The 21517-nt window shown below is 45.1% G+C and carries 20 protein-coding genes, 1 other RNA gene and 1 pseudogene; 14 read left to right on the top strand and 8 right to left on the bottom strand.

Annotated elements, in window-relative coordinates:
• The first annotated feature begins 229 nt into the window (after positions 1–229).
• The 3 genes from BN1546_RS02595 to BN1546_RS02585 all read left to right on the top strand — a co-directional run bounded on the left by BN1546_RS02595 (position 230) and on the right by BN1546_RS02585 (position 2631).
• Complete coding sequence (locus BN1546_RS02595) at positions 230–1309, top strand: tetraprenyl-beta-curcumene synthase family protein (protein WP_014599633.1); 1080 nt, start codon at positions 230–232, stop codon at positions 1307–1309.
• A 23-nt stretch (positions 1310–1332) separates the two neighbouring features.
• Entirely contained in the window at positions 1333–2304 is a 972-nt protein-coding gene (gene pfkA, locus BN1546_RS02590) for a 6-phosphofructokinase (RefSeq protein ID WP_013370486.1), read from the top strand.
• Positions 2305–2421: 117 nt separating this feature from the next.
• Positions 2422–2631, top strand: coding sequence for a DUF3906 family protein (locus BN1546_RS02585; RefSeq protein WP_040101660.1), 210 nt, complete (start codon positions 2422–2424; stop codon positions 2629–2631).
• On the opposite strand, the gene BN1546_RS02580 is transcribed toward BN1546_RS02585, so the two are convergent.
• From BN1546_RS02580 to BN1546_RS02565, 4 genes are all read right to left on the bottom strand, one after another.
• Positions 2628–3998: an MATE family efflux transporter gene (locus tag BN1546_RS02580; RefSeq protein ID WP_013370488.1), complete on the bottom strand. Its 1371-nt coding sequence runs from the start codon at positions 3996–3998 to the stop codon at positions 2628–2630. The two genes, BN1546_RS02585 and BN1546_RS02580, sit on opposite strands and share 4 nt — an antisense overlap.
• Before the next feature lie 191 nt (positions 3999–4189).
• Positions 4190–5368: a putative glycoside hydrolase gene (locus tag BN1546_RS02575; protein ID WP_058829399.1), complete on the bottom strand. Its 1179-nt coding sequence runs from the start codon at positions 5366–5368 to the stop codon at positions 4190–4192.
• Between the two features lie 218 nt (positions 5369–5586).
• On the bottom strand, positions 5587–5775 hold the full coding sequence (locus BN1546_RS02570; protein ID WP_014599634.1) for a hypothetical protein: 189 nt from the start codon (positions 5773–5775) through the stop codon (positions 5587–5589).
• A gap of 172 nt (positions 5776–5947) precedes the next feature.
• Entirely contained in the window at positions 5948–6769 is an 822-nt protein-coding gene (locus tag BN1546_RS02565) for a YitT family protein (protein WP_013370491.1), read from the bottom strand.
• A gap of 326 nt (positions 6770–7095) precedes the next feature.
• Here BN1546_RS02565 and BN1546_RS02560 point away from each other — a divergent pair, with 326 nt between their 5' ends.
• The 4 genes and pseudogenes from BN1546_RS02560 (at position 7096) to BN1546_RS02545 (ending at position 10513) form a co-directional block, all read left to right on the top strand.
• Complete coding sequence (locus BN1546_RS02560; protein ID WP_013370492.1) at positions 7096–8673, top strand: degradosome RNA helicase CshA; 1578 nt, start codon at positions 7096–7098, stop codon at positions 8671–8673.
• Positions 8674–8890: 217 nt separating this feature from the next.
• Positions 8891–9651: pseudogene (locus tag BN1546_RS02555) on the top strand (YesL family protein).
• A gap of 58 nt (positions 9652–9709) precedes the next feature.
• Positions 9710–9904: non-coding RNA, 6S RNA (gene ssrS / locus BN1546_RS02550), on the top strand.
• 216 nt (positions 9905–10120) lie between these two features.
• The gene (locus tag BN1546_RS02545) at positions 10121–10513 is read left to right on the top strand and encodes a DUF1499 domain-containing protein (protein ID WP_013370494.1); all 393 of its coding nucleotides are present in this window, start codon (positions 10121–10123) and stop codon (positions 10511–10513) included.
• A gap of 94 nt (positions 10514–10607) precedes the next feature.
• Here the strand turns inward: BN1546_RS02545 and tpx are convergent, their stop codons facing one another.
• The gene (tpx, locus tag BN1546_RS02540; protein WP_013370495.1) at positions 10608–11126 is read right to left on the bottom strand and encodes a thiol peroxidase; all 519 of its coding nucleotides are present in this window, start codon (positions 11124–11126) and stop codon (positions 10608–10610) included.
• Positions 11127–11247: 121 nt separating this feature from the next.
• Between tpx and BN1546_RS02535 the strand changes: the two genes are divergently transcribed.
• The 3 genes from BN1546_RS02535 (at position 11248) to BN1546_RS02525 (ending at position 14203) form a co-directional block, all read left to right on the top strand.
• Positions 11248–11871 (top strand): rhomboid family intramembrane serine protease, encoded by a 624-nt coding sequence (locus tag BN1546_RS02535; protein WP_013370496.1) that lies wholly within the window; start codon positions 11248–11250, stop codon positions 11869–11871.
• A 98-nt stretch (positions 11872–11969) separates the two neighbouring features.
• Positions 11970–12899, top strand: coding sequence for a LysR family transcriptional regulator (locus BN1546_RS02530; RefSeq protein ID WP_058710359.1), 930 nt, complete (start codon positions 11970–11972; stop codon positions 12897–12899).
• Between the two features lie 159 nt (positions 12900–13058).
• A protein-coding gene (locus BN1546_RS02525; RefSeq protein ID WP_090735812.1) for an IS3 family transposase occupies positions 13059–14203 on the top strand; the annotation gives its coding sequence in 2 pieces (ribosomal slippage) (positions 13059–13332 and positions 13332–14203; 1146 coding nt in all).
• Between the two features lie 83 nt (positions 14204–14286).
• Here BN1546_RS02525 and BN1546_RS02520 read toward each other — a convergent pair.
• Both BN1546_RS02520 and BN1546_RS02515 read right to left on the bottom strand, forming a co-directional pair.
• Positions 14287–14958, bottom strand: coding sequence for a zinc metallopeptidase (locus BN1546_RS02520; protein ID WP_090735809.1), 672 nt, complete (start codon positions 14956–14958; stop codon positions 14287–14289).
• Between the two features lie 42 nt (positions 14959–15000).
• The gene (locus BN1546_RS02515; protein ID WP_043886097.1) at positions 15001–15432 is read right to left on the bottom strand and encodes a MerR family transcriptional regulator; all 432 of its coding nucleotides are present in this window, start codon (positions 15430–15432) and stop codon (positions 15001–15003) included.
• Positions 15433–15724: 292 nt separating this feature from the next.
• On the opposite strand from BN1546_RS02515, the gene BN1546_RS02505 reads away from it, so the two are divergent.
• The 4 genes from BN1546_RS02505 to BN1546_RS02490 all read left to right on the top strand — a co-directional run bounded on the left by BN1546_RS02505 (position 15725) and on the right by BN1546_RS02490 (position 19793).
• Positions 15725–17128 carry an ammonium transporter gene (locus BN1546_RS02505; protein ID WP_025676966.1) on the top strand — a complete coding sequence of 468 codons (1404 nt, stop codon included), beginning with the start codon at positions 15725–15727 and terminating at the stop codon, positions 17126–17128.
• A gap of 48 nt (positions 17129–17176) precedes the next feature.
• Entirely contained in the window at positions 17177–18259 is a 1083-nt protein-coding gene (locus BN1546_RS02500) for a DUF294 nucleotidyltransferase-like domain-containing protein (protein WP_090735807.1), read from the top strand.
• Positions 18256–18993 (top strand): exonuclease domain-containing protein, encoded by a 738-nt coding sequence (locus BN1546_RS02495; protein ID WP_019686911.1) that lies wholly within the window; start codon positions 18256–18258, stop codon positions 18991–18993. The genes BN1546_RS02500 and BN1546_RS02495 overlap by 4 nt, the downstream gene beginning before the upstream one ends.
• Positions 18994–19166: 173 nt before the next feature.
• The gene (locus tag BN1546_RS02490) at positions 19167–19793 is read left to right on the top strand and encodes a TlpA family protein disulfide reductase (protein WP_090735804.1); all 627 of its coding nucleotides are present in this window, start codon (positions 19167–19169) and stop codon (positions 19791–19793) included.
• Positions 19794–19855: 62 nt separating this feature from the next.
• Here BN1546_RS02490 and cimA read toward each other — a convergent pair whose 3' ends face one another.
• Positions 19856–21472 (bottom strand): citramalate synthase, encoded by a 1617-nt coding sequence (gene cimA / locus BN1546_RS02485; RefSeq protein WP_090735695.1) that lies wholly within the window; start codon positions 21470–21472, stop codon positions 19856–19858.
• Positions 21473–21517: the final 45 nt, after the last annotated feature.

Below are 21517 nucleotides of genomic sequence, written 5' to 3'. Positions count from 1 at the left end.
TTTCTACTATTTGCGATTAAAGTCTTATAAGGGTGAATCTTGTTAAACTCCTATTTTTGATTGATTCAGTAGCACAGGTACAAAGCGTTTTTGTGAGAAGAACTCATTTTTCTTGAAAATGAAAGAAAAAAGTGAGGTTGTTCATTTGTGCTAAAAGGTCGATCATATTATAATGAATATGGTTTGGATAGGTATAATTACGTAGACAACAATGTGGAGGCACCGTCATTTGAGTTATGTTGAGCAAGGACGTTATCAAGTACCGAGAGGCCCCATAGGTCTAATGAGCCGAATGTACAAGCACATTCTCCCTGAAACGAAACAAGAATTGAGTAACTGGAAGAGCAAGGCCGAACAGATTCCGGACCCTGAGCTGAGAAGCCAGGCGCTTGCGAGCATAGCAGAGAAGACGTTTCACTGCGTGGGGGGAGCGGTTTATGCTGCAGCCAATATGTCTGACCGGCAGACGCTAATTCCGTTGATTGTGGCGTACCAGACGATTAGCGATTATCTGGACAACCTGTGTGATCGCAGTACGTCGATGGACCCGGATGATTTTAGGTTGCTGCATCAGTCTATGCTGGATGCGGTTAATCCGGCGGCTAGGCCAGTGAATTATTATGAGTTGCGTCGTGAGCAGGAGGATGGCGGTTATTTGACCGGGCTGGTGACAACCTGTCAGTCTTGTGTAAGCAGGCTTCCGGGCTATGAGGCGGCAATGCCTTACGTTCAGGATTTGGCGCGATTATACACGGATTTGCAAGTATACAAGCATATTAAACCCGAGCTGCGGGAACAAGCGCTTTTGGACTGGTGGTCGATTCATAAGGACCGTACACCCGAGCTGCGCTGGAACGAGTTTGCTGCGGCTACTGGCTCAACCCTGGGGGTCTTTATGCTGTTTCTTGCTGCCAGCGACCGGCATCTCACAGATGCGGGGGCTGCCTCAATACATGCATCGTATTTTCCACATGTGTGCAGTCTTCATATTTTGCTGGATTATCTAATCGATCAAGACGAAGACCGGAAGGGCGGAGATCTTAACTTTTGCAATTATTATGAAGATGCCGACATGATGCTGGACCGGATCGCCTACGTTGTGAATCGGGCGCGGGCTGATATTGCAGATGTCCCTGCCAGCTCCTTTCACCGGATGATTATCGAGGGATTGCTGGCTTTATATTTATCCGACCCTAAAGTTAGTGAGCAGCAGGATGTTCGCGCTGTTTCGAGACGTTTAATGAAAAATAGTCCGCTCATGCGTTTGTTTTTCTTATTAAACAGTCGATGGATAAGAAGGCTTATATGATTATTTTGAGGAGGTCATAAATCATGACAGCAGTTAAGAAAATTGCAGTATTAACAAGTGGTGGAGATTCACAAGGGATGAACGCGGCAGTTCGCGCCGTTGTGCGTAGCGGATTGTATTTCGGACTCGAAGTATTCGGGATCCAACGCGGATATCAAGGTCTTTTGAACGACGATATTTTTCCAATGGACCTGAGAAGCGTCGGAGATATTATCCAACGTGGGGGTACTGTACTTCAATCTGCAAGATGCCTGGAATTTACGACTGAAGAAGGCCAGAAACGTGGCGCTGAAATTTTGCGTAATCGTGGAATTGACGGCGTAGTCGTAATTGGTGGCGACGGTTCTTACCAAGGAGCTAACAAGCTGACCAAGCAAGGCATTAAAACCATGTGTCTTCCAGGAACGATTGACAATGATATTTCCTTCACAGACTACACTATTGGTTTTGATACGGCGGTTAGTATTGTAGTGGACGCAATCAACAAGCTGCGTGATACGATGTCTTCCCATGAACGTTCTTCCATTGTGGAAGTTATGGGACGTCATTGTGGCGATATTGCTCTCCATGCAGGTCTGGCTTCCGGTGCAGAAACGATCTTGGTACCTGAGGTGGAATTTGATCTGAATGAAGTATCCGATCGGATGAAACAAAACTTCAAACATGGTAAACGCCACAGTATCATTATCGTTGCTGAGGGTGTAGGCAAAGGCGAAACAGTAGCAAAAGTAATCCAAGAAAATTGTCCGGATTATGAGCCTCGTGTTACAGTGCTTGGACACATTCAACGTGGAGGTACACCAACTGCGTTTGACCGTAACCTCGCAAGCCGTTTGGGTGACTTTGCTGTTCGTCAATTGATTGAGGGTGTATCTGACAAAGCTTGCGGAACGATCGATGGTAAGCTGGTAGCTACAGATATTGACAAGGTTGTAAATACCAAAAAAGATTTCAACATGGAGCTTTATGAGTTGGCTCTGCGTTTGTCCCAATAATAAGAACCTTTACCTTTAGTAGATCGGTTCTGACATGGGGAAAAATTAAAATTATGCGGATGACCTGAGTCATCCGCTATTTTTTTAGCATTGAATAGGGCCAGGAGGTAATCATACATGTATTTATTCAAAATGGAAGTGGACAGCTCGGAAGGAGCTCTGACCGTCATTCTTGCTGCTGAGAATGAAGAACAGGCATTTGAGGAAATGGATCAACATGTGGAGAGGCACTTTTTATATCCCCCCGAGCTAAAGGAAGTGGCTATCGTAGAGAAAAAACGAATAACTGCTGGTACAGCATATGTCATCGAGACACGCAAAGACTAATTAGTCTCTGCGTGTTGTTTTTGTTGTGCAAAACGATGCTGCACTCTTACCAAACGCCAGAGAAGTAAAATAGCACCTACGGCCAGGCCTGTTATCAAGCCAATCCAATAGCCGTAAGGCCCCCATGTGGTCCAGCGTGCGAGTATATACCCTACAGGAAGCCCAATAACCCAATAGGACAGGAAGGTGAGTAAAAACGCCGGATTGACATCTTTATACCCACGTAGTGCACCTTGTGTTGGTGTAGCGACAGCATCAGAGATCTGAAAGAAAATCGCATAGATTAAAAAATGCTGGGCTAATTGAATGACCTGCAGGTCGGTAGAGTAAAGCCGAGCGACCTGTTCACCCCAGATGAGCAGTACAATAGCTGTAATCAATGATAGACCTACTGCGCTGCTAATGCCCATTACACTATAAGTTTTGGCATCTCGTGGACGGGCAGCTCCTGTTTCATAGCCGACCAGAATCGTAAGTGCCATGCAAATACTGAGTGGAATCATATACAGCGTAGATGCAAAGTTCATGGCAGCCTGATGAGCGGCTATGGTAGCCGTGTTATAGCTGCTCATGAAGAGCGTGACAGCTGAAAAGACGGCAGTCTCAAAAAATATAGCAAATCCAATAGGTACCCCGATCTTGATAAGCTCTTTCAGAGCACTAGCCGCAATCCCGTATATTTTGCTAAAGATTCGGTATTCGGCAAATATTTTTCCCCGATGAGCAGTAATACCAGCGACCAGCATAATAATCCAGTAGGTAGTAGCTGTTGCTACCCCGGAGCCTACACCCCCCAAACGTGGAAAACCCCAGTTACCATAAATAAGTAGATAGTTCAATAAAACATTGATGGGCAATGACATGAGTGTGATTAACATCGTAAAACGGGTTTGTCCCAATGCATCCATAAAGCTGCGAAGCACGGTATAGGCAAATAGAGGAACAACACCGAAGGCCATCGCACAAAGGTAGTACAGAGCCACATTATGAACTCTCAATTCCAGATTCATACTGTTTAATATAGGCTTTACCAAAATGATCCCGGCTATCAAGACGACGATGGATAGGGCGAGAGATAGCCAAAGAGCCTGAATGACATAGTAGGAGACCTTATCTTTACGCTGTGCTCCTAGCAATTGCGATACAATAGGGGTAATAGCCATAAGTATCCCATTAAGGCCTGTTTGTACAGGAACCCACAGGCTTACTCCGATAGCTACTCCAGCCAGATCAGCAGGGGAAAAGTGCCCCGACATATTAGTATCAAAAAAAGTCATGGCAGATAGTGCAAGCTGGGTAATCAGAATAGGAAGCAAAATGTAAAAAAGCTGCTTCCATTTCTGACCCATTGTTAGAGTCAATTGCATTTTTGTTTTCCTCATTTACTTGGGTTTATTATTTGTATATATCATAACATGTAAATTTTATTGTAAGGGATACTACAACAATTGAACAGCAATAAAAAAGACTGCATCCGTTCGTCAAACAACGGGGCAGTCTTCGATATATTTGATATAAGTTCTAAAATTCTTATACAAAAAGAAGTCCAGAGAAATAATTATTTATAAGTTACTCCGCTTGTATAACGGTTAGTGGCATTCCAGAGTAAATATTCGTCCACCTTCATGTCCTTAAGCGCGCGAATTTGGTCCTCGACTTGTGTTTTCCCATATTTGGCATAATGTCCGCTTCCTAACCAACTTGCGGTAAAATCCTGAATCCAAGGGCGAATAATTGGCTTTAGCTTGCCTGTAGGATTGAGTTTTTTGTGTGTATCGGCCATGGAGCCTTTGATCGTTTGGTAGGGGTTTTTATCGGGGTCCTTTACACCGAACCAGCCTGTTGTGTAGTGACTTGGATAAACCATCGGTGAAATGACATCCACATTTTCAGAGATTTTAGTGAAATCCTGTCCGATTCCCTCGGCAGCAGGAACGGATGCGGCATATCCGAAAATATCTACCGATACCCTCACACCTAGTGGAGCAAGTTCTTTGCGGGCATATTGTACGAATTCAGCGACCGTATCCGAGCGGGATTGGTCTGATTTGGTATATTTCAGTTTGTCTGCTCTTTTTTCAAAGCCCTCAGGGAAACGTACATAGTCAAATTGGATTTCCTTAAAACCGAGTTTTGCTGCTTCCTTGGCAATGGCGATATTATAATCCCATACTTCTTTATTATAGGGATTGACGAACCCATCTCCTTTGCCGTTTTTCCAAACAGAGCCGTCAGCATTGCGGAAGGACATCTCAGGATTTTTGTTGGCCAGTACCGTATCTTTAAATACAACAATACGAGCAATCGGATAAACATTATGTTTTTTCAAACGGTCCATCAAGCCGAAAATATCCTTAATGAATTTTTGTGGCTTGCCCAATTTCAGAAGCTCGGGGTTGGTCGTTGGATACGTGATGTAACCTGCATCGTCCTTAATATCGATAACCATGGAATTGAGCTCTGTCTTGTCCAGCAATTCGAGTAGCTGGGTCATACGTGAACCGCCTGCGCTATAGGCTGTGACATAGATGCCTTTAATCGCTGGCGTGGTCGGCTGTGGGTCAATTTTAACCGGCGGATTGGAGGCATCTACCTTTAAATTACTGTGTTGTGCCTGGATCATGGCGCTGCTGATTGTCGTTGCCACCGTATCTTTTACATTTGGAGCGTTGGCTGACGAGTCCCCATTTCCGCCTATTCCCATTGCGAATAGCATAATTGCCCAAATCATATTCATTTCCTAACTCTCTCCCTTATGTATGGCGCTTACCTGATTATACGTAAAGTTATGGATAGAAAAAACAACACGCTTGTAACCAATACTGGCATCATCAGGCATAGTCTTACATGATTAACCTAACTATCGCTCGATGAATCCGTAAATAGGCATAAATAATGCCGCTCTCTTCACGGTTGTGGATACAACCGGAAGAAGCGGCATTTGGCAAAAAAGATTTATTGAAGATAGTTATTGTCTTGGTGCTCACAAATACTGTACTGAATAATTTCAAGCGCATCCGTTGGCTTGAGTATGGACAACCCGTCTCGAAGCACAATCATCGAGTTTAGCTCATTCTTTTTGAGAGAAGGGAGCATTTCCGGGTACCATCTTAAGACAATGTCGGACAGTTTTACCGTTTCCATTTCCACAAAAATCACCCTTTCCTGCTCGGAATCATTCCAAAAGAATCATTCAATACGATTCGGAAAAGCAAAGTGCCTGTGAAATAGCAGGTAAAGCTGGTCTTTATATACTATGGGAACAGCGCACATATAGTGTACCACAAAAGCTTCATTTTGACACTTGGGTTTGTGCTTATCTTCGGCGAAATGAACCCATTACTCCAACCGTTTCCACAATATTGACAAAAGCAGAAGGGTCTACTTCCTTAATGATACGTTTTAATTCAACAAGCTCGTAGCGTGTCGTAACAGTCATCAGCATGTCCTTTTCAGTATGTGAAAATGCACCTTCAATTTTTATTTTGCTGACACCTCGTGGCGTTGTTAACATTCGGCTGAGTAGCTTGTCAGTGTGCTCTGTAATGATGTAAACGGTGATCTTCGTATGACTTACATAGATTTGATCCAACACTTTACCAGTCACAAAAATGGATAACATGGAAGCGAGTGCAATATTCCAGTCATCGTTCAAATATCCTGCTGCCAGAATGACTAGTCCATTCATGCCCACAAGTACAGTTCCGACGGGGAAGTCCCGATAAGTGGTAACGATAGAACCGATAATGTCAAAACCGCCTGTAGACCCTCCTACCCGAAAAGAAATTCCCGCTCCAATGCCTACCATGACCCCTCCAAAGACAGAGGCCAGCAGGGGATCAGACACAACAGAATGTACAGGTACCCAAGCCAAAATCCACGTGGTAACGATAACCGACAGAATGCTCAGACTAATAAAACGTTTGCCTAAAATAAACCAGCCTGCAATAAGCATCGGGATATTGATGATAAAATACATGGTGCTGATATCGAATTTTGTGAAATAGCCAATTAGCATGGAAAGTCCGGCTACTCCCCCGCTCAGCAAGTGATGTGGGACGAGAAACAGATTAAAACCGCATGCTATGGCAGCGGCTCCAAGAATAACAGTTAAGCAGTTTAACACTTTTTTTAACAACTTTTTTTCACCTCATTTTAATTATACAGAAAGCAACTTACTGGTATTCATGAATTGTTCTGTGCTATAATGCGATGTGGATATTCTTGAGTAGGGACCTATGTCCAGAGAAACACTTAAAATTTAAACTGTTTTAAAAAGGGTAAATTCGTTTAAGATGTATCGGATAGGGTTCCCCGAATTCATTACAAAAAGATGCAGTTATAGAGTTAAATAAACTATCACTGTATTGGGGAAAACTTATACAATAATATCGCTACTTAAGAATACAGACAACATTGTGGATTGTCCACCACATCCACCATTATGAAGGAGTTTGAATAAATTTGACGACATTTGCAGAATTTGATCTTGAACCGAAGGTAATTCAGGCGATTACGGAGCTGGGGTTCGAAGAAGCAACACCTATTCAATCCAAATCCATCCCGATTGCATTGCAAGGGAAAGACATGATTGGTCAAGCCCAAACAGGTACTGGTAAAACTGCTGCGTTTGGTATTCCGATGATCAATAAAATTTCTAAAAACGATGAAAAAATCAGAGCCCTGATTATGGCTCCAACACGTGAGCTTGCTATTCAAGTGGCTGAAGAAATCGAAAAACTCTCCCGCTTTAAAGGTCTTCGCACTTTGCCGATCTATGGTGGACAAGATATCGTACGCCAGATTCGCGCTTTGAAAAAGAAACCTCAAATTATTATTGGTACACCAGGACGTTTGCTCGATCACATTAATCGTAAAACCATTAAGCTAGAAGACGTAAACACCGTTGTTTTGGATGAAGCAGATGAAATGCTGGATATGGGCTTCATGGAAGATATTCAGTCCATTCTGAAGCAGGTTCCGGACGAGCGTCAAACGATGCTGTTCTCGGCTACAATGCCTCCTAACATTAAAAGATTGGCTGAGCAATTCCTTAAAGATCCTGAGCATGTATCCGTTATTCCTAAACAAGTTAGCGCTCCGCTGATTGATCAGGCCTATATTGAAGTTCCTGAGCGTCAAAAATTCGAAGCATTAAGCCGTTTGATCGATATGGAATCCCCAGAACTTGCTATCGTATTCGGTCGCACTAAGCGCCGGGTAGACGAGCTGGCTGAAGCTCTGCAAAAACGTGGTTATTCCGCAGATGGTTTGCATGGTGACTTGTCTCAAAATCAGCGTGATGCTGTTATGCGTAAATTCCGTGACGGAAGTATTGACGTGCTCGTAGCGACTGACGTTGCTGCCCGTGGTTTGGACGTTTCCGGCGTAACTCACGTTGTGAACTTTGACCTCCCGCAAGATCCGGAGAGCTATGTTCACCGTATCGGACGTACTGGACGTGCAGGTAAAGAAGGGGAAGCTTGGTCATTCGTAACGCCTCGTGAAATTGACCATTTGCACTTCATTGAACGTGTAACTCGTCACCGCATTCCACGTAAGCCTCTTCCAACGTTGGCAGAAGCTCTGGAAGGCAAACAACGTATCATAGCAGAACGTCTTCTAGAAGTTGTAGAAAAAGGCGAGCTGAACGAGTACAAAGGTTTGGCTATTCAAATGCTGGAGCAATATGACTCTGTTCAACTCCTCTCCGCAGCTCTGAAGCTGATGACTGGTGAGAAGAGAGAGGCATCTATTGAGTTGACTCCAGAAGATCCGATCCGTGCAAAACGTCGTAAACCTGACGTGCGTTCTGGCGGACGCAAGCCTTCCAACTATAGTGGACGCAGCAACGGTGGGTATAATTCCAACCGTGGCGGTAGCGGCAGTAAAGGTGGCTACGGTGGTTACAACCGTGGCAAAGAAGGCGGTGGCTACAACCGTGATTCCGGAAGCCGCTATAGTGGAGATCGCAAACCACGCCCGAGCAGCAATGGCGAAACTCGCCGTCCTGCAAGACGTGAAGATTCCTCTTCTGAATAATAAGAAATAAATGAATAAAAAGTCGAAGCTAATGTTAGCTTCGGCTTTTTTTGATCAGTATGTATGAAATTTATGGGATCAGCTTTAATGGACCACGTATGGATTTCACTGGCGCTTTTGGGCTGAAATACGGTATGATATAGTCAAGAGCCGGAATTAACAGGCATAGCAACATAAGTCTTGGAACTGCCAAGGCTTGCGGAGGGAGAGACTAACATTGGAATTTAAAGGAGCTATGGGGGGATTTACCGCCTAACCGAGTGGATTACCCGGCTGGCGGCTAGCAATTTGTTGTGGGTGTTATGTTCATCGCCTTTTGTATTCTGCCTCATACTGAAATTACTTGTTATGAATCAGAATCTGGCGAATGAATCGTTACAAATGAACTGGGCGATGGCGATTTTGGCACCGCTTACTTTATTTCCAGCAACATCGGCTTTGTTCGCAGTGGTTCGCAAATGGGTGATGGGCGATACCGATACAGGCGTGTTTCGTACCTTCTTTAAAGGATATAAAGAGAACTATAAGCAGAGTCTGATTGGGGGTATCTTTTACACGCTATTGTTTGTCGTTATGTATGTGGATTACACTGTATATATGACACAGCTCAGCAACTTGCAAATCGTGGGCGTCATCATGCTGATCCTCATTATTATTTTGCTTGTGTCTATGTTTAACTTCTTTTCGATGGTAGTTCACTATCATATGTCTACCGGACAAATTATTAAGAATGCAGTTTTATTGACGCTGATTCGACCATTCCGTGTATTTTCCACCATGCTCGGCAGCGCCGTTGTTATATACATTGGAGTTAAATATCCCGTGCTTTTCTTATTTTTCATCGGCAGTGTAGTTGCCTGGTTCGCTTTTTTTAATTTTTACGGAACCTTCCTCAAAATGCAGGATCAAATGGAGAAGATGAAACAGAAAGACGAGGAAAAGGCAAGCATGGAAGACAAAAAAAGTGATAACCTCTAAAAATAAAACATATTTCTCCTAGCATTTACTTTTTGAGTGAGAAGCGCTATAATAAGGTCACATCCTGCGATGCACGTTACGGTCATTTGTTGTTTTGAACCAATGACAATGTCTAGGGAGATCTATACGAATGAATAGCTGAAAAGCCCTGTCAATTGCTGACAAGGGGACTTCAAAAGTTTATTCTGCGGTCACCCACCTGCTAAAGCAGGTTCAGAAGACGCTTTGGTCGGACGGCATCGGCGGGTACTCCATAATGTAATGAACACACTCTGGTACTGCTTATGCAGAAACAGGGTGTTTTTTGTATGCAACAATGTTAAACTAAGACATGAGGTACTAAGGTCGCATACCAAAGGCATGATCGGACTCATTTTCGGTTGTTTATCGTATTTTATAAAGCGCTTGCAGCAGAGGAAGCCGATGTGTCGTATGATTAGGTAGCGATTATCGTGAAGGAGGAAATGTCTTGTCGTTGAAGAGGACTCTGGTAGGGATTGTGCGCAGCCAAGAAGGTACAAGCGACCGGGTCAAGGACCCCCAAATGAAGACACGCTATTATAACTTATCGAGAGACAAGGCTTGGGAAGAAGTATCATCTATCATGAAAAAGATTCCTGGCTACAAGGTACTCCATGAGGTATCATCCGTAGGTGAGATTACGTTGGAGAAGCGAACGGCGTTCGGCAGAACCGTCGACATTACCGTTTCAATTTTATCTGTCTCGCCAGTTCGAAGTGCGGTGGATATTTATTCTGCTTCACGCGGATCGTTAGGAGACTTGGGTGCGAATTACCGCATTATTTTGCAACTGTTCGCTATGATCGACAAGAAGCTGTCCGCTTATAAGGTTGTACAGTAATAGCAGGTTGTATGGGAGTAGTGATGTGGTAGACAAACATCAAAAAAGCGAGGAAGGCCATCCTTCACTCGCTTTTTTAATATTCGATCTTGATTTAGACGAGTTTTTTTACGGCTGCGATCGCCTGGTCATAGTCAGGATGCTCGGCCATCTCGCTCAAGTATTCTACGTAAGCGATTTTGTCATTTTGATCAATGACAAAAATAGCTCTATGATCCAAATGGAATTCCTTAATGAATACACCATAAGCTTCACCAAAGGAATGATCCTTATAGTCGGACAGTGTCAATACGCGATCGATACCAGCCGCACCGCACCAACGAGCTTGGGCGAAAGGCAGATCCACGCTAACCGTCAGGACCACAACTTGGTCCCCCAAGGAATCTGCTTCCTGGTTGAAACGTCGAGTCTGTGCGTCACACACGCCTGTATCTAGAGAAGGGACAACGCTAATCAGTTTGACTTTACCTGCAAAGTCTTGAAGCGTAGCTGCTTCCAATAAGTCTTTCTGTAATTTGAAATCAGGCGCCTGATCTCCAATTTTCAGTTCAGGACCTATGAGAGTCAAAGGATTGCCTTTAAAAGTAGCAACTCCTGTACGTTCTTGTGCCATATGTAATAGCCTCCTTTGGTTTTTGGCATTGGTTATCGTTGCCGAAATCTATTATAATCTTTTATAAAAGACATTGTCCAATTTGAATAAGGTGGAGACACCCCATGAAGGAAGGATTGCCTTGATTTTTTTACGTTATGAGAACTGGAAAAGTTATTTGCGGTTTTACCCGGTAACCTGTCTGATTTTGCTTATCAATATTGTGATGTTTATTGTACTGACCGTGCAAGGTGGATCAGAAAATAGTTTGACGCTGATCCGGTATGGGGCTTTGATTAATGAGGCGCCATTCACTGACCAGCTGTGGCGGTATGTGTCAGCTATGTTTTTACATGCAGGGTTTGATCATCTTTTGTTTAATTCCTTTGCAATACTTGTATTCGCTCCTCCGCTGGAGCGTTTGCTCGGGTCCTTAAGATATGTGTTGTTGTATCTGGTCACGGGTGTTGTAGGGAACATACTGTCCATTGCGCATTACAACATGGTGGCAGAAACGACAGTCTCTGTAGGAGCCTCAGGAGCGATTTATGGGATCTATGGGGCGTTTCTGTACGTTGCCTTGTTCCAACGTTCCTTGATGGATGATGCTTCGCGCAAAACGCTGTACACGCTGCTTGGGTTTGGTATTCTGTTTTCTTTTGCTGTAGCGAACATTAACTGGACCGCTCACTTTGGGGGCTTGCTCAGTGGGTTCTTCATGTATGGATTATTGATTAGATTGACTGGTCAACGCAAACGTCACTAAAGACAGCTTTATCGTAAGTTATCTGGGTAAGAAAGAGGATGATGTTCGATGAACATCTTCTTTCGTATGTTGAAAAACAGATTGGAGCGAATATCGGAGTGGAATTACGACAGTTGCAATACTTCATGAAAGTAGCGCAAAAAGAACATGTCACTCAGGCAGCTGAGGAGTTGCATGTGGCGCAATCTGCGGTAAGTCGGCAAATTCACCAGCTTGAAGAGGAGCTGGGAGTTAATCTTTTTATGCAAAAGGGTCGCAATCTGCAACTTACGCCAGTGGGACAGCTATTTTGCAAACGGGTGGAAACGATCATAAAAGATCTGGAGCGGGCTGTTTTGGAAGTGCATGAGTTTTTGGACCCTGAGGGGGGCGAAATCCGTATCGGTTTTCCGCACAGTTTGGGGATTCATCTTATTCCTACAGTGGTGGCTGAATTCCGTAAGCGGTATCCCAATGTTAAATTCAGATTTAAACAAGGAATGTACCCAAGTTTAATTCGTGATGTGTTAGCGGGTGAGGTGGATTTGGCTTTTGTATCTCCTTTTCCAGATCGACATGACCATGTCGAGGGGGATGTGGTGTTAACCGAGGAGTTATTTGCGGTTCTCCCACCTAATCACCCTTTGGCTTCAGCTGAACACATCACATTAAGCCAGCTTAAAGGTGAAAAATTCATCTTGTTCAGGGATGGATATTCGTTACGTCCGATTGTCTGGCAGGCCTGCCTGGAGGCTGGATTTACGCCGGATATTGCTTTTGAAGGTGAAGAGACAGATACGATTCGCGGTTTAGTAGCTGCGGGTATGGGGGTTAGTCTTCTGCCTGAAATGGCGCTGTTTCAGACTAACCCGCTTCAACCTGCAAGGGTATCGATTGTTGACCCAGAGGTGACGCGAACGATTGGCTTGATTCATCGTAGAGATGACAAACTTCCATTGGTTGCTAAATCGTTCCGAAGTTTTTTATTGCAATATTTTGGCCTTCATGGTAACGCTGCTACTTCGAACAAAACGGCAAAAGCAGATTGAGACAATTAAGTATAGTGTATTGGTTTAAGATCAATAAAAAAGGTTGTTCCTCAACCGTCTTGGTGGGACTGACCCCTTAACGTGAGACAAATCAAAACACCTTCAAGAGAATGCAACCATGTCGTAAGATATGGAGACAACCTTGGAGGTGTTTTTTCGTTGGCAACAAGAGTCAGTTATCCATTAGAGGTTAAAATGAAGGCGATTGAAATGAGAATGGCTGGTATACCGGTCAAAGAAATCATGGAGCAATTAAACATACGAAACAAGACACAAGTGGAAACTTGGATGAGATGGTACCGTAATGGCGAGCAGAACCGTTTAGAGCAGCCTGTAGGTAAACAATACAGCTACGGCAAAGGGCCCGAATACACTTCGGAATTGGAGAAGGTCCAGGCTGAGAACAGGTTTTTGAGACAACAACTAGAGTTGCTAAAAAAGTACAGGGTACTGGAGAGGAGGTATCGTCAAAGATCGTAATGGAGTGGATAGAGTCGATCCGAGGGGAAGTGAGTGTGAAGCAAGCTTGTGCATGGATAGGAATCTCTCGCGCCACGTACTATCGCTGGAAGGCGGAGTATGCGAGCAAACTTGAGGATCACTTGGTAGAGAAAATCCGTGAACTCTGTATCCAGCATAAATATCGTTATGGATACCGGAAAATCACCGCCTTGCTTCGGAGGGAGTATACGGTAAACCACAAACGCGTGCAACGGATTATGCAGCGTGAAGGGCTGCAATGTCGTGTCAAAGCGAAGAAACGGAAACCTACTGGGCAACCCATTCATATCGCGGAGCATCTACTAAAGCGACAGTTTGAAGCAGATACGCCTATGCAAAAACTTGTAACGGACATTACGTATTTGCCATTTGGAGGAAGAATGTTGTATCTGTCGAGTATTTTAGACTTGTTTAACGGAGAGATTGTGGCATACAGTATAGCTGACAAGCAGGACACCGCATTTGTGCTCGATACCCTTGGTCAGTTGCCATCTCTACCAGGTGCAATACTTCATAGCGATCAAGGCAGCGTCTACACATCCTTGGCCTACCAGGAAGCGGTAAAAGGAAAAGGCATTACCATGAGCATGTCCCGTAAGGGAACGCCTGCTGATAATGCCCCCATCGAATCGTTTCATTCCACACTAAAGTCTGAAACGTTCTACCTCGAAGGTTTAACCTGTACGACGACGGCAATCGTCGAGCAGACCGTTCGAGAGTACATCCTTTACTATAACTCAATTCGCATTCAAACAAAACTAAACAACCAGTCGCCGGTTCATTTCCGACAACTGGCTGCTTAAACTTGGAAGGTGTTTTGATCCCTGTCTCACAAACGGGGGTCAGTCCCTGGTGGAGGAACAACCTTTTTTTGCAATACAAGTGATTAATCCCGGCTATTAAAGATGCCAATTAGGCGGATCAGTTCCAGCAAGGAAACGAGAGCTGCGGCCACATACGTCAATGCAGCAGCATTCAAAACTTTGGCTACACCACGTTCTTCATCATTAAGGATAAATCCTTCAGAAACCATAATTTCCCGTGCGCGATTAGAAGCATTAAACTCAACTGGCAATGTGATTAATTGAAAAGCAACAGTAGCCGAGAAGAAGATAATACCCAAACCGATCAGGTTCGTAAAGCTAAATAAGAAACCAGCAATCAGCAGAAACGGTGCAATCCCGGAAGCAAAGTTTACGATTGGAAAGATCCGGTGGCGAAGTGCCAGCATAGGATAATGCTCTTTATGTTGGATGGCATGACCGACTTCATGGCAAGCCACAGCAACCGCAGAAATGGATTTTTCATAATAAACAGGCTCGGACAAGCGCACCACTCGTTGTATCGGATCATAATGGTCAGATAGCGCGCCGGGTACTGGCTCAATAGGTACATCATGTAAGCCATTACGATCCAGCATGTGCCGAGCTGCATCGTAACCAGTCAGCCCATTTTCATTGGGGACATCAGACCATTTGTTAAACGTACCTTTTACACGAAATTGCGCCCATAAGGATAATCCGAACGCAAGAATAATCAATATATACATACCCATCATAAAGCAACCCTCCATTATTGTTCATACTACTAGCCTGGGTATCTACATCATAGAACTATGCTCCAACAGATACTTCAAAGCCTCAATACAAGCAGCGCTTTGTGGCAACAGACCAGTAAGCAGCTTGCGAGCTTGGACGGGCTTGAGCTGTCCGAGAAGAGGCTGTAGTTCATTGACTTCACGTTCTAGACGCTGCATATGCATTTCTAGACTCGTTAGTTTGTCAGTGACGTGCTCTTCTCCTGCAACCGAGTTCCATTTAATCAGAGTCTGTCTGATTTCCTCAAGGCTATACTTCTCTTGTTTCATTTGGTTAATACGTTCAAGCCTGTTTAACGTTTCACCATTATAAAGGCGATAATTTTTCAATGATCGTTCTTCAGGTGTGATCAAACCGAGTTTAGTGTAATAATCAATCGTTCGTTCGCTGACACCAGCCGCTTTGGCTAGCTCGCCAATTCGATATAGCTTCATATCCCCATCTGTCTTCACCTCGCGCTCTTCGTTCAACCTTCAATATTAGCATTTTAAACCGAGTGTTTATAAAGGATATTTTACATGATCCTCAACCATACAGTCAAACGTTATGCTTTTGTCGGGCTCAAACAAGCTACCTTTATGGTTAGTAAATGTGACATGTCAGGTTTGTAAGCTCATTTTTTTAACATAATAAAAAAAATCTTGTCAACTTTCATGTATTCTGATTATAATGACAATAAGAATTTCACGAAATGTAAAGAAACTTAACATTCGAGGAGTGGTCTCCATGAGAAAAAAGTGGTTAGTTGTATTATTGGCCATGCTGACGGTTCTAGCTTTTCCGGTAGGTGCGTTCGCTGCTGACGGGCCGACAAATATTCAACTTCAAGCTGGGCTAAACACGGCATTTACGTTCTTGGCATTTATACTTGTATTTTTCATGCAAGCGGGATTTGCATTGCTAGAGGCAGGCTCGACACGAATGAAGAACGCGGGTCATGTCGCTGGTAAAACGATTCTCACGACGGGTGTTGCGGCTTTGTCCTTCTGGGCCCTCGGATTTGGATTCGGTTTTGGCAATGACGGCGGTAACGGATTTATGGGACTGACGGGTTTCTTCATGAGTGGGACAGATGCTGCTGCATCGTTTGATACTCTTTCAGGTTTGGATGTTCCGATTACGATTATGTTTTTGTTTCACTTTGCTTTTGCTGCGGTTTCGCTTTCGATCGCATGCGGAGGGATGGCAGAGCGTGCAAAATTAAGTGTATACATTATTTTCGGTATTTTGTTCTCCATCGTGATCTATCCAGTTGTAGCTCACTGGGTATGGGGCGGCGGCTGGCTTGGCAAGTTGGGAATGCAAGATTACGCTGGTTCAACAGTGGTCCATCTGACAGGTGCTACGGCGGCACTCGTCGCTACGCTGCTGCTCAAACCGCGTCTGGGCAAGTTTAATAAAGATGGCAAGCCGAACATTATCCCTGGTCATAATCAGGTGTACTCTATCCTGGGTGTTATTATTCTCTGGTTTGGCTGGTTTGGATTTAACCCAGGTAGTGCTGTTTCTGCTATGAATGACGGATTCTTTGGATATGTAGCCCTGACTACAAATATTGCTGCTGCGGCAGGCGGAGTTTTCGCTTTGCTCGTATCTTGGATGGTATACGGAAAAGCAGATATTCCTGCTATGCTAAACGGTGTGCTGGCAGCCTTGGTTGCCATTACGGGTTCTTGTGCCTTTGTAGCACCTTGGGCGGCATTGGTTATTGGCGCAGTTGCAGGGATCGTCACTTTCTTCACAGCGCAATGGTTTGAGCGTGCGAGAGTAGATGACCCGGTATATGCTTTCTCCGTACATGGTGTTGCGGGGATGTGGGGCGCGGTATCCACAGGGTTTTTCGCTACTCCTGAGCTTGCAAAAATAACAGGTGTAGGTCAAGCGGGTCTGTTCTATGGTGGTGGTTTTACACAATTAGGAGTACAGCTGCTTGGACTGATTGGTACTTTGGCATTCGTATTCGTCATTTCCTTCATTATTCTGGGTGCGATGAAAGCAATTATGGGTATTCGCGTTACGGAAGAGGAAGAAACGATGGGACTCGATATCAGTGAACACGGTACGTACGGCTATCCAGAGCAAATGAAGTTAGTTACCGAAGCTGAAAAGCGTTCTGGAGTTGTCAGCTAATATGTAAAATATAAAGAGCCAGTATGGATGAGCGGAGGAGATGGAAGTATGGAACTGCAAAATATGGCCCCTTGGATGAGTTCCGCCGAAGCGATTGATCATGCAGACACACCTGACTCGTTAAGGCAGGCCAGGGTCGATTCCCAGAAATGGCTGCTGGCTTCCCAAGCCTCCGCTCCGTTATCAGACTGGTTACGAACGGCGAATGAAATGCATGACCGCATCGCGGCCAGAGCGGTACAAATGTGCGAAAAAGGGATGGTTGAGGATGGCTTCGGCCCTCCTCCCGTCCCTTACGCATTTATAGCCTTCGGTAGCATGGGGCGCTCGGAATCGACGCTGTGGAGTGACCAGGATAACGGTATGATTATCAGTGACCTTGTGTCTGCTGATAAAGAATTGTATTTTAGCGAGTTTGGTCGCAGACTCTCTGCAATGCTAGAGCATTTGGGATATCCCAAATGCGAGGGGAAAGTGATGTGCTCAGAGCCATTGTGGCGCCATACATTGACTGGATGGCAAGAACAGCTATCAAAATGGTCGGAAGATTTTGCCTGGGAGCCGATTCGATATCTCATTATCTCGTCTGACATGAGACATATCGCAGGCGACGAGCAATTGTCTGTGGAATGGAAGCAAAGCTTTTATAAGTTGTTCCGTAAACAACCCGACCTACCTTCAGCGGTACTTAGGAACACGGTAAGGCATAAAGCGACACTTAATATTTTAGGTCAGATCGTTACCGAGCGGTTCGGTGAGCATGCAGGCGATTTTGATGTGAAATACGGGTTATACATTCCATTGGTGAACGCCGTCCGTTTTTTGGCATTGCAACATGGTGTAGAGGAAACTTCCACCCTAAAAAGACTCAGGCGTCTCGCATCACTTGAAGCGGCACCGTTGCCTTTACTCGATGCTTGCGAGCGAGCCTTTCGGATCGCACTTCAGCTTCGAATGGCTACTCCGGCGAGGGAGAAGGACGGGTTGCTGATCAGTAATGGCTATCTGGCTGTCAAGCCGTTGAAGCAAGGTAAAGGCTGGCATGAGCTGCGCGAGGCTCTTTCAACAGTACGACGGCTGCATCGTGCGTTGCAAAGGCAGTTGCGATTTATGGAAGGGAGAAGGTCATGAAGGAACCAGCGCAGGGAGGTGGCTTCTGGAGTGCCCTCCGCAGAGGAGGAGTGCCGTCGGCAATCGCATCTGTAATGGGGGCTCCTACGGCTCAGCAGATGGCGTTTATTCGGTCCTTAACGCGGGAACAACGGCGTTCTGAAGTATTGCGTACCCCACTGGAGCGTTTGGAGACGGTAGTTTTTGATCTGGAGACAACGGGATTTTCGGCACAGCATGGAGATGAGATTTTATCGTTCGGAGCGATTCGGGTAGTCGGGGATGTGATTATGGAAAAAGAGCAGTTTTATACGCTTGTCAATCCGCGGACCGAGATTCCTGAACAGATTACTCGGCTAACTGGGATTACCCGGGAAATGACGGATGGAGCTCCGCCGCTTATGAATGGACTACATGACTTTATGTCCTTTGTAGGTGGGCGGGTGCTTGTAGCGCATGCTAGCGCTCATGATAAGGCCTTTTTAAATGCTGCGTTATGGAAAACATCTAAAGTTCAGTTAACTCACCGTGTACTAGACACAATGATGCTCGCCAAATGGCTGGAGCCACAGCAACATCAAACCTATAGTTTGGATGAATTGCTGGCCTATCAATCCATTCCGATTGAAGGGCGGCATCATGCGTTAGAGGATGCGAAGATGACGGCTAAGCTTTGGGTGGCGTATGTTCAGGAAATGCTGAAGCGTAATGTGACCAATTTGGCAGATGTCTACGCGCATTTGAGTCATGCCTGATTCAGTACAAGGTATAGTATCTGACACCACATCATAACGGCAAGTTCGCGATTTTCGTGGGTTTGCTGTTTTTTTTGTGTCCTGTTCAGATTTAGAAGGTTAGAGGTGGGAATCGTAGGGGCATCCTATGGGAAGGATGAAGATCATTTAGATGAAAGACAGGTGATAAGACTGTGAAAAGATTTCTTTTCATCAGAGCGATAATTGTGCTGGTTATGGTTGGGTCTTCATGGGGGATTATTGCAAACACAGTTTATTCAGCAAGCCTGCCTGTGGAAAATGCACCACTGGAAGAAAAATATAAAGGTGAGAAAGAGCTTGATGTTGAGAAGAATGTAGGGGCTGAATCAGCAGCAGCAGAGGTAATAAAAAGAATCAAACCTGGGCAACAGCTTCCTTCTATGATTTTAAAGGGGTTAAACGGCAAGTCCTACGATGTAGGGGCTCCGCGGAATAAAGCGATGATCATTAGTTTTTGGGCTTCATGGTGCGATCCGTGCCGATTAGAAGCCCCCATGCTGAATGAATTGTATAGTAAATACAAACATGATGTAGATGTGTATGGCATCAATGTAACTCGCTATGATCGATTGGAGGATGTGCAGAAGTTTTCCCGTTCTTTAGCCCTCCGATTTCCCATATTACTGGATGAACAAGGAGCGTTGTTTGAACAATTTGGAGGAGTGGCTTTTCCGACTCATGTAACGATTGATGACCATGGACGGGTACGAGAAATTATAATCGGCATGCTCAGTGAACGAGAGTTGGAGTGTAAAATAGAAGCACTTTCAAAAAAATAAGGTGACTTTGGGGGCTGATATAGACCTCCAATGTCACCTTATTGTCTCATTGTAGTAGTTGATTAGTGGTTAACTAATCCGTGATGAGTAAGCTCTGTTTGTTCATTTTTTGGAGTTGGCGCTTCCAGCAATGCGTAACGGAAGCTGTCCAAGAGAGCTTCCCAGCTAGCTTCAATAACATTTTCGGATACGCCTACGTTACTCCAGACGTCCTCGTAGTTTTTGGACTCAATGAGCACGCGTACCTTGGCGGCAGTGGCGTCTTTTTCGTCGAGCACACGCACCTTGTAGTCAGCCAAATGCATGTCTCGCAAGGCTGGGAAATACTGAGAAAGAGCCTTGCGGAGTGCATTATCAAGTGCGTTGACAGGACCATTTCCTTCAGCTGCGGTATAGACACTTGTCCCTGCAACATTCAGCTTTAAGAATGCCTCGGAGACGACCGATCGCCCCGCTGTTTTTTCCACCAGCACCTTAAAGGATTCAAATGAGAACATTTCCTTCACTTCACCGCCGGCTTCACGAATAAGCAATTCCAGCGAAGCATCCGCGCCTTCAAACTGATAGCCCTGATGCTCAAGTTCCTTGATACGACTAATGACGCCACGTGCCTCATCACTGGACGGATCAAGGGTGATGCCCAGTTCTTGCGCCTTGGATACAACGTTGCTTTGTCCGGCCAGTTCGGAGACCAAGACCCGCTGCTTGTTCCCCACAAGTTCAGGAGCGATGTGCTCATAAGTTCGTGAGTCGCGCAGAATAGCTGACACGTGAATGCCCCCCTTATGGGCAAAAGCAGCATTGCCAACATAAGGCTGGTTGACAGACAGATTGACGTTGGCGACTTCACTCACAAAGCGAGCTGTATTGTGGAGTTGTTTTAGCTTCTCGGGATCTAGACAGTCGTAGCCCAGCTTAAGCTGCAAGTTCGGAATGACAGAGCATAGGTTGGCATTACCGCACCGTTCACCGTAGCCGTTGATGGTACCTTGGACCTGTCTTGCGCCTGCTTGAATTGCACTGAGTGAGTTGGCTACTGCTAATTCGCAATCATTGTGTGTATGAATGCCCAACTGTGACTTCGTTAGCTGGCTTTGCAGTGTAGTGACAATTTCATGTATTTCATGCGGAAGGGTACCGCCGTTGGTATCACACATCACGAGCCAATCCGCGCCTGCTTCCTCAGCTTTTTTCATAACGGCGAGTGCATACTCGGGGTTGTTTTTATATCCGTCAAAAAAATGCTCGGCATCAAAAATAACTTCCATGCCCCCTTGCTTTAAAAAGGCGATGGAGTCGTAAATCATAGACAGATTTTCCTCCAGTGTTGTCTGTAAAGCAGTGTGCACATGAAAATCCCATGATTTACCGACCAGAGTAGCGGCCTGAGCGCCGGATTCCAGAATCCGTTGCAGATTGACATCCTGCGCTGCGATGCTATCTTTGCGGCGCGTGCTGCCGAAGGCGACAATCTTTGCCTGAAGGCCTAGTTCTTGTACCCGTTTGAAAAATTCAATATCCTTGCTGTTGCTCCCGGGAATCCCGCCTTCAATATAGTGAACACCGAGATCATCGAGTTTTTTGGCGATTTTCAATTTGTCATCAGCAGACAAGCTAATTCCTTCTCCTTGAGTGCCATCTCGCAGCGTTGTGTCAAAGATAGAAATAGCGGTGGACATGAGGGACTCCTCCTTCGCGGATTGCTCAGATTGGTAATGCTCTGC

Origin of the sequence: Paenibacillus sp. Mc5Re-14 (assembly GCF_001049835.1) — a bacterium.
GTDB lineage: Bacteria > Bacillota > Bacilli > Paenibacillales > Paenibacillaceae > Paenibacillus > Paenibacillus polymyxa_C.
This window is presented reverse-complemented; position numbering and strand designations above follow the sequence as displayed.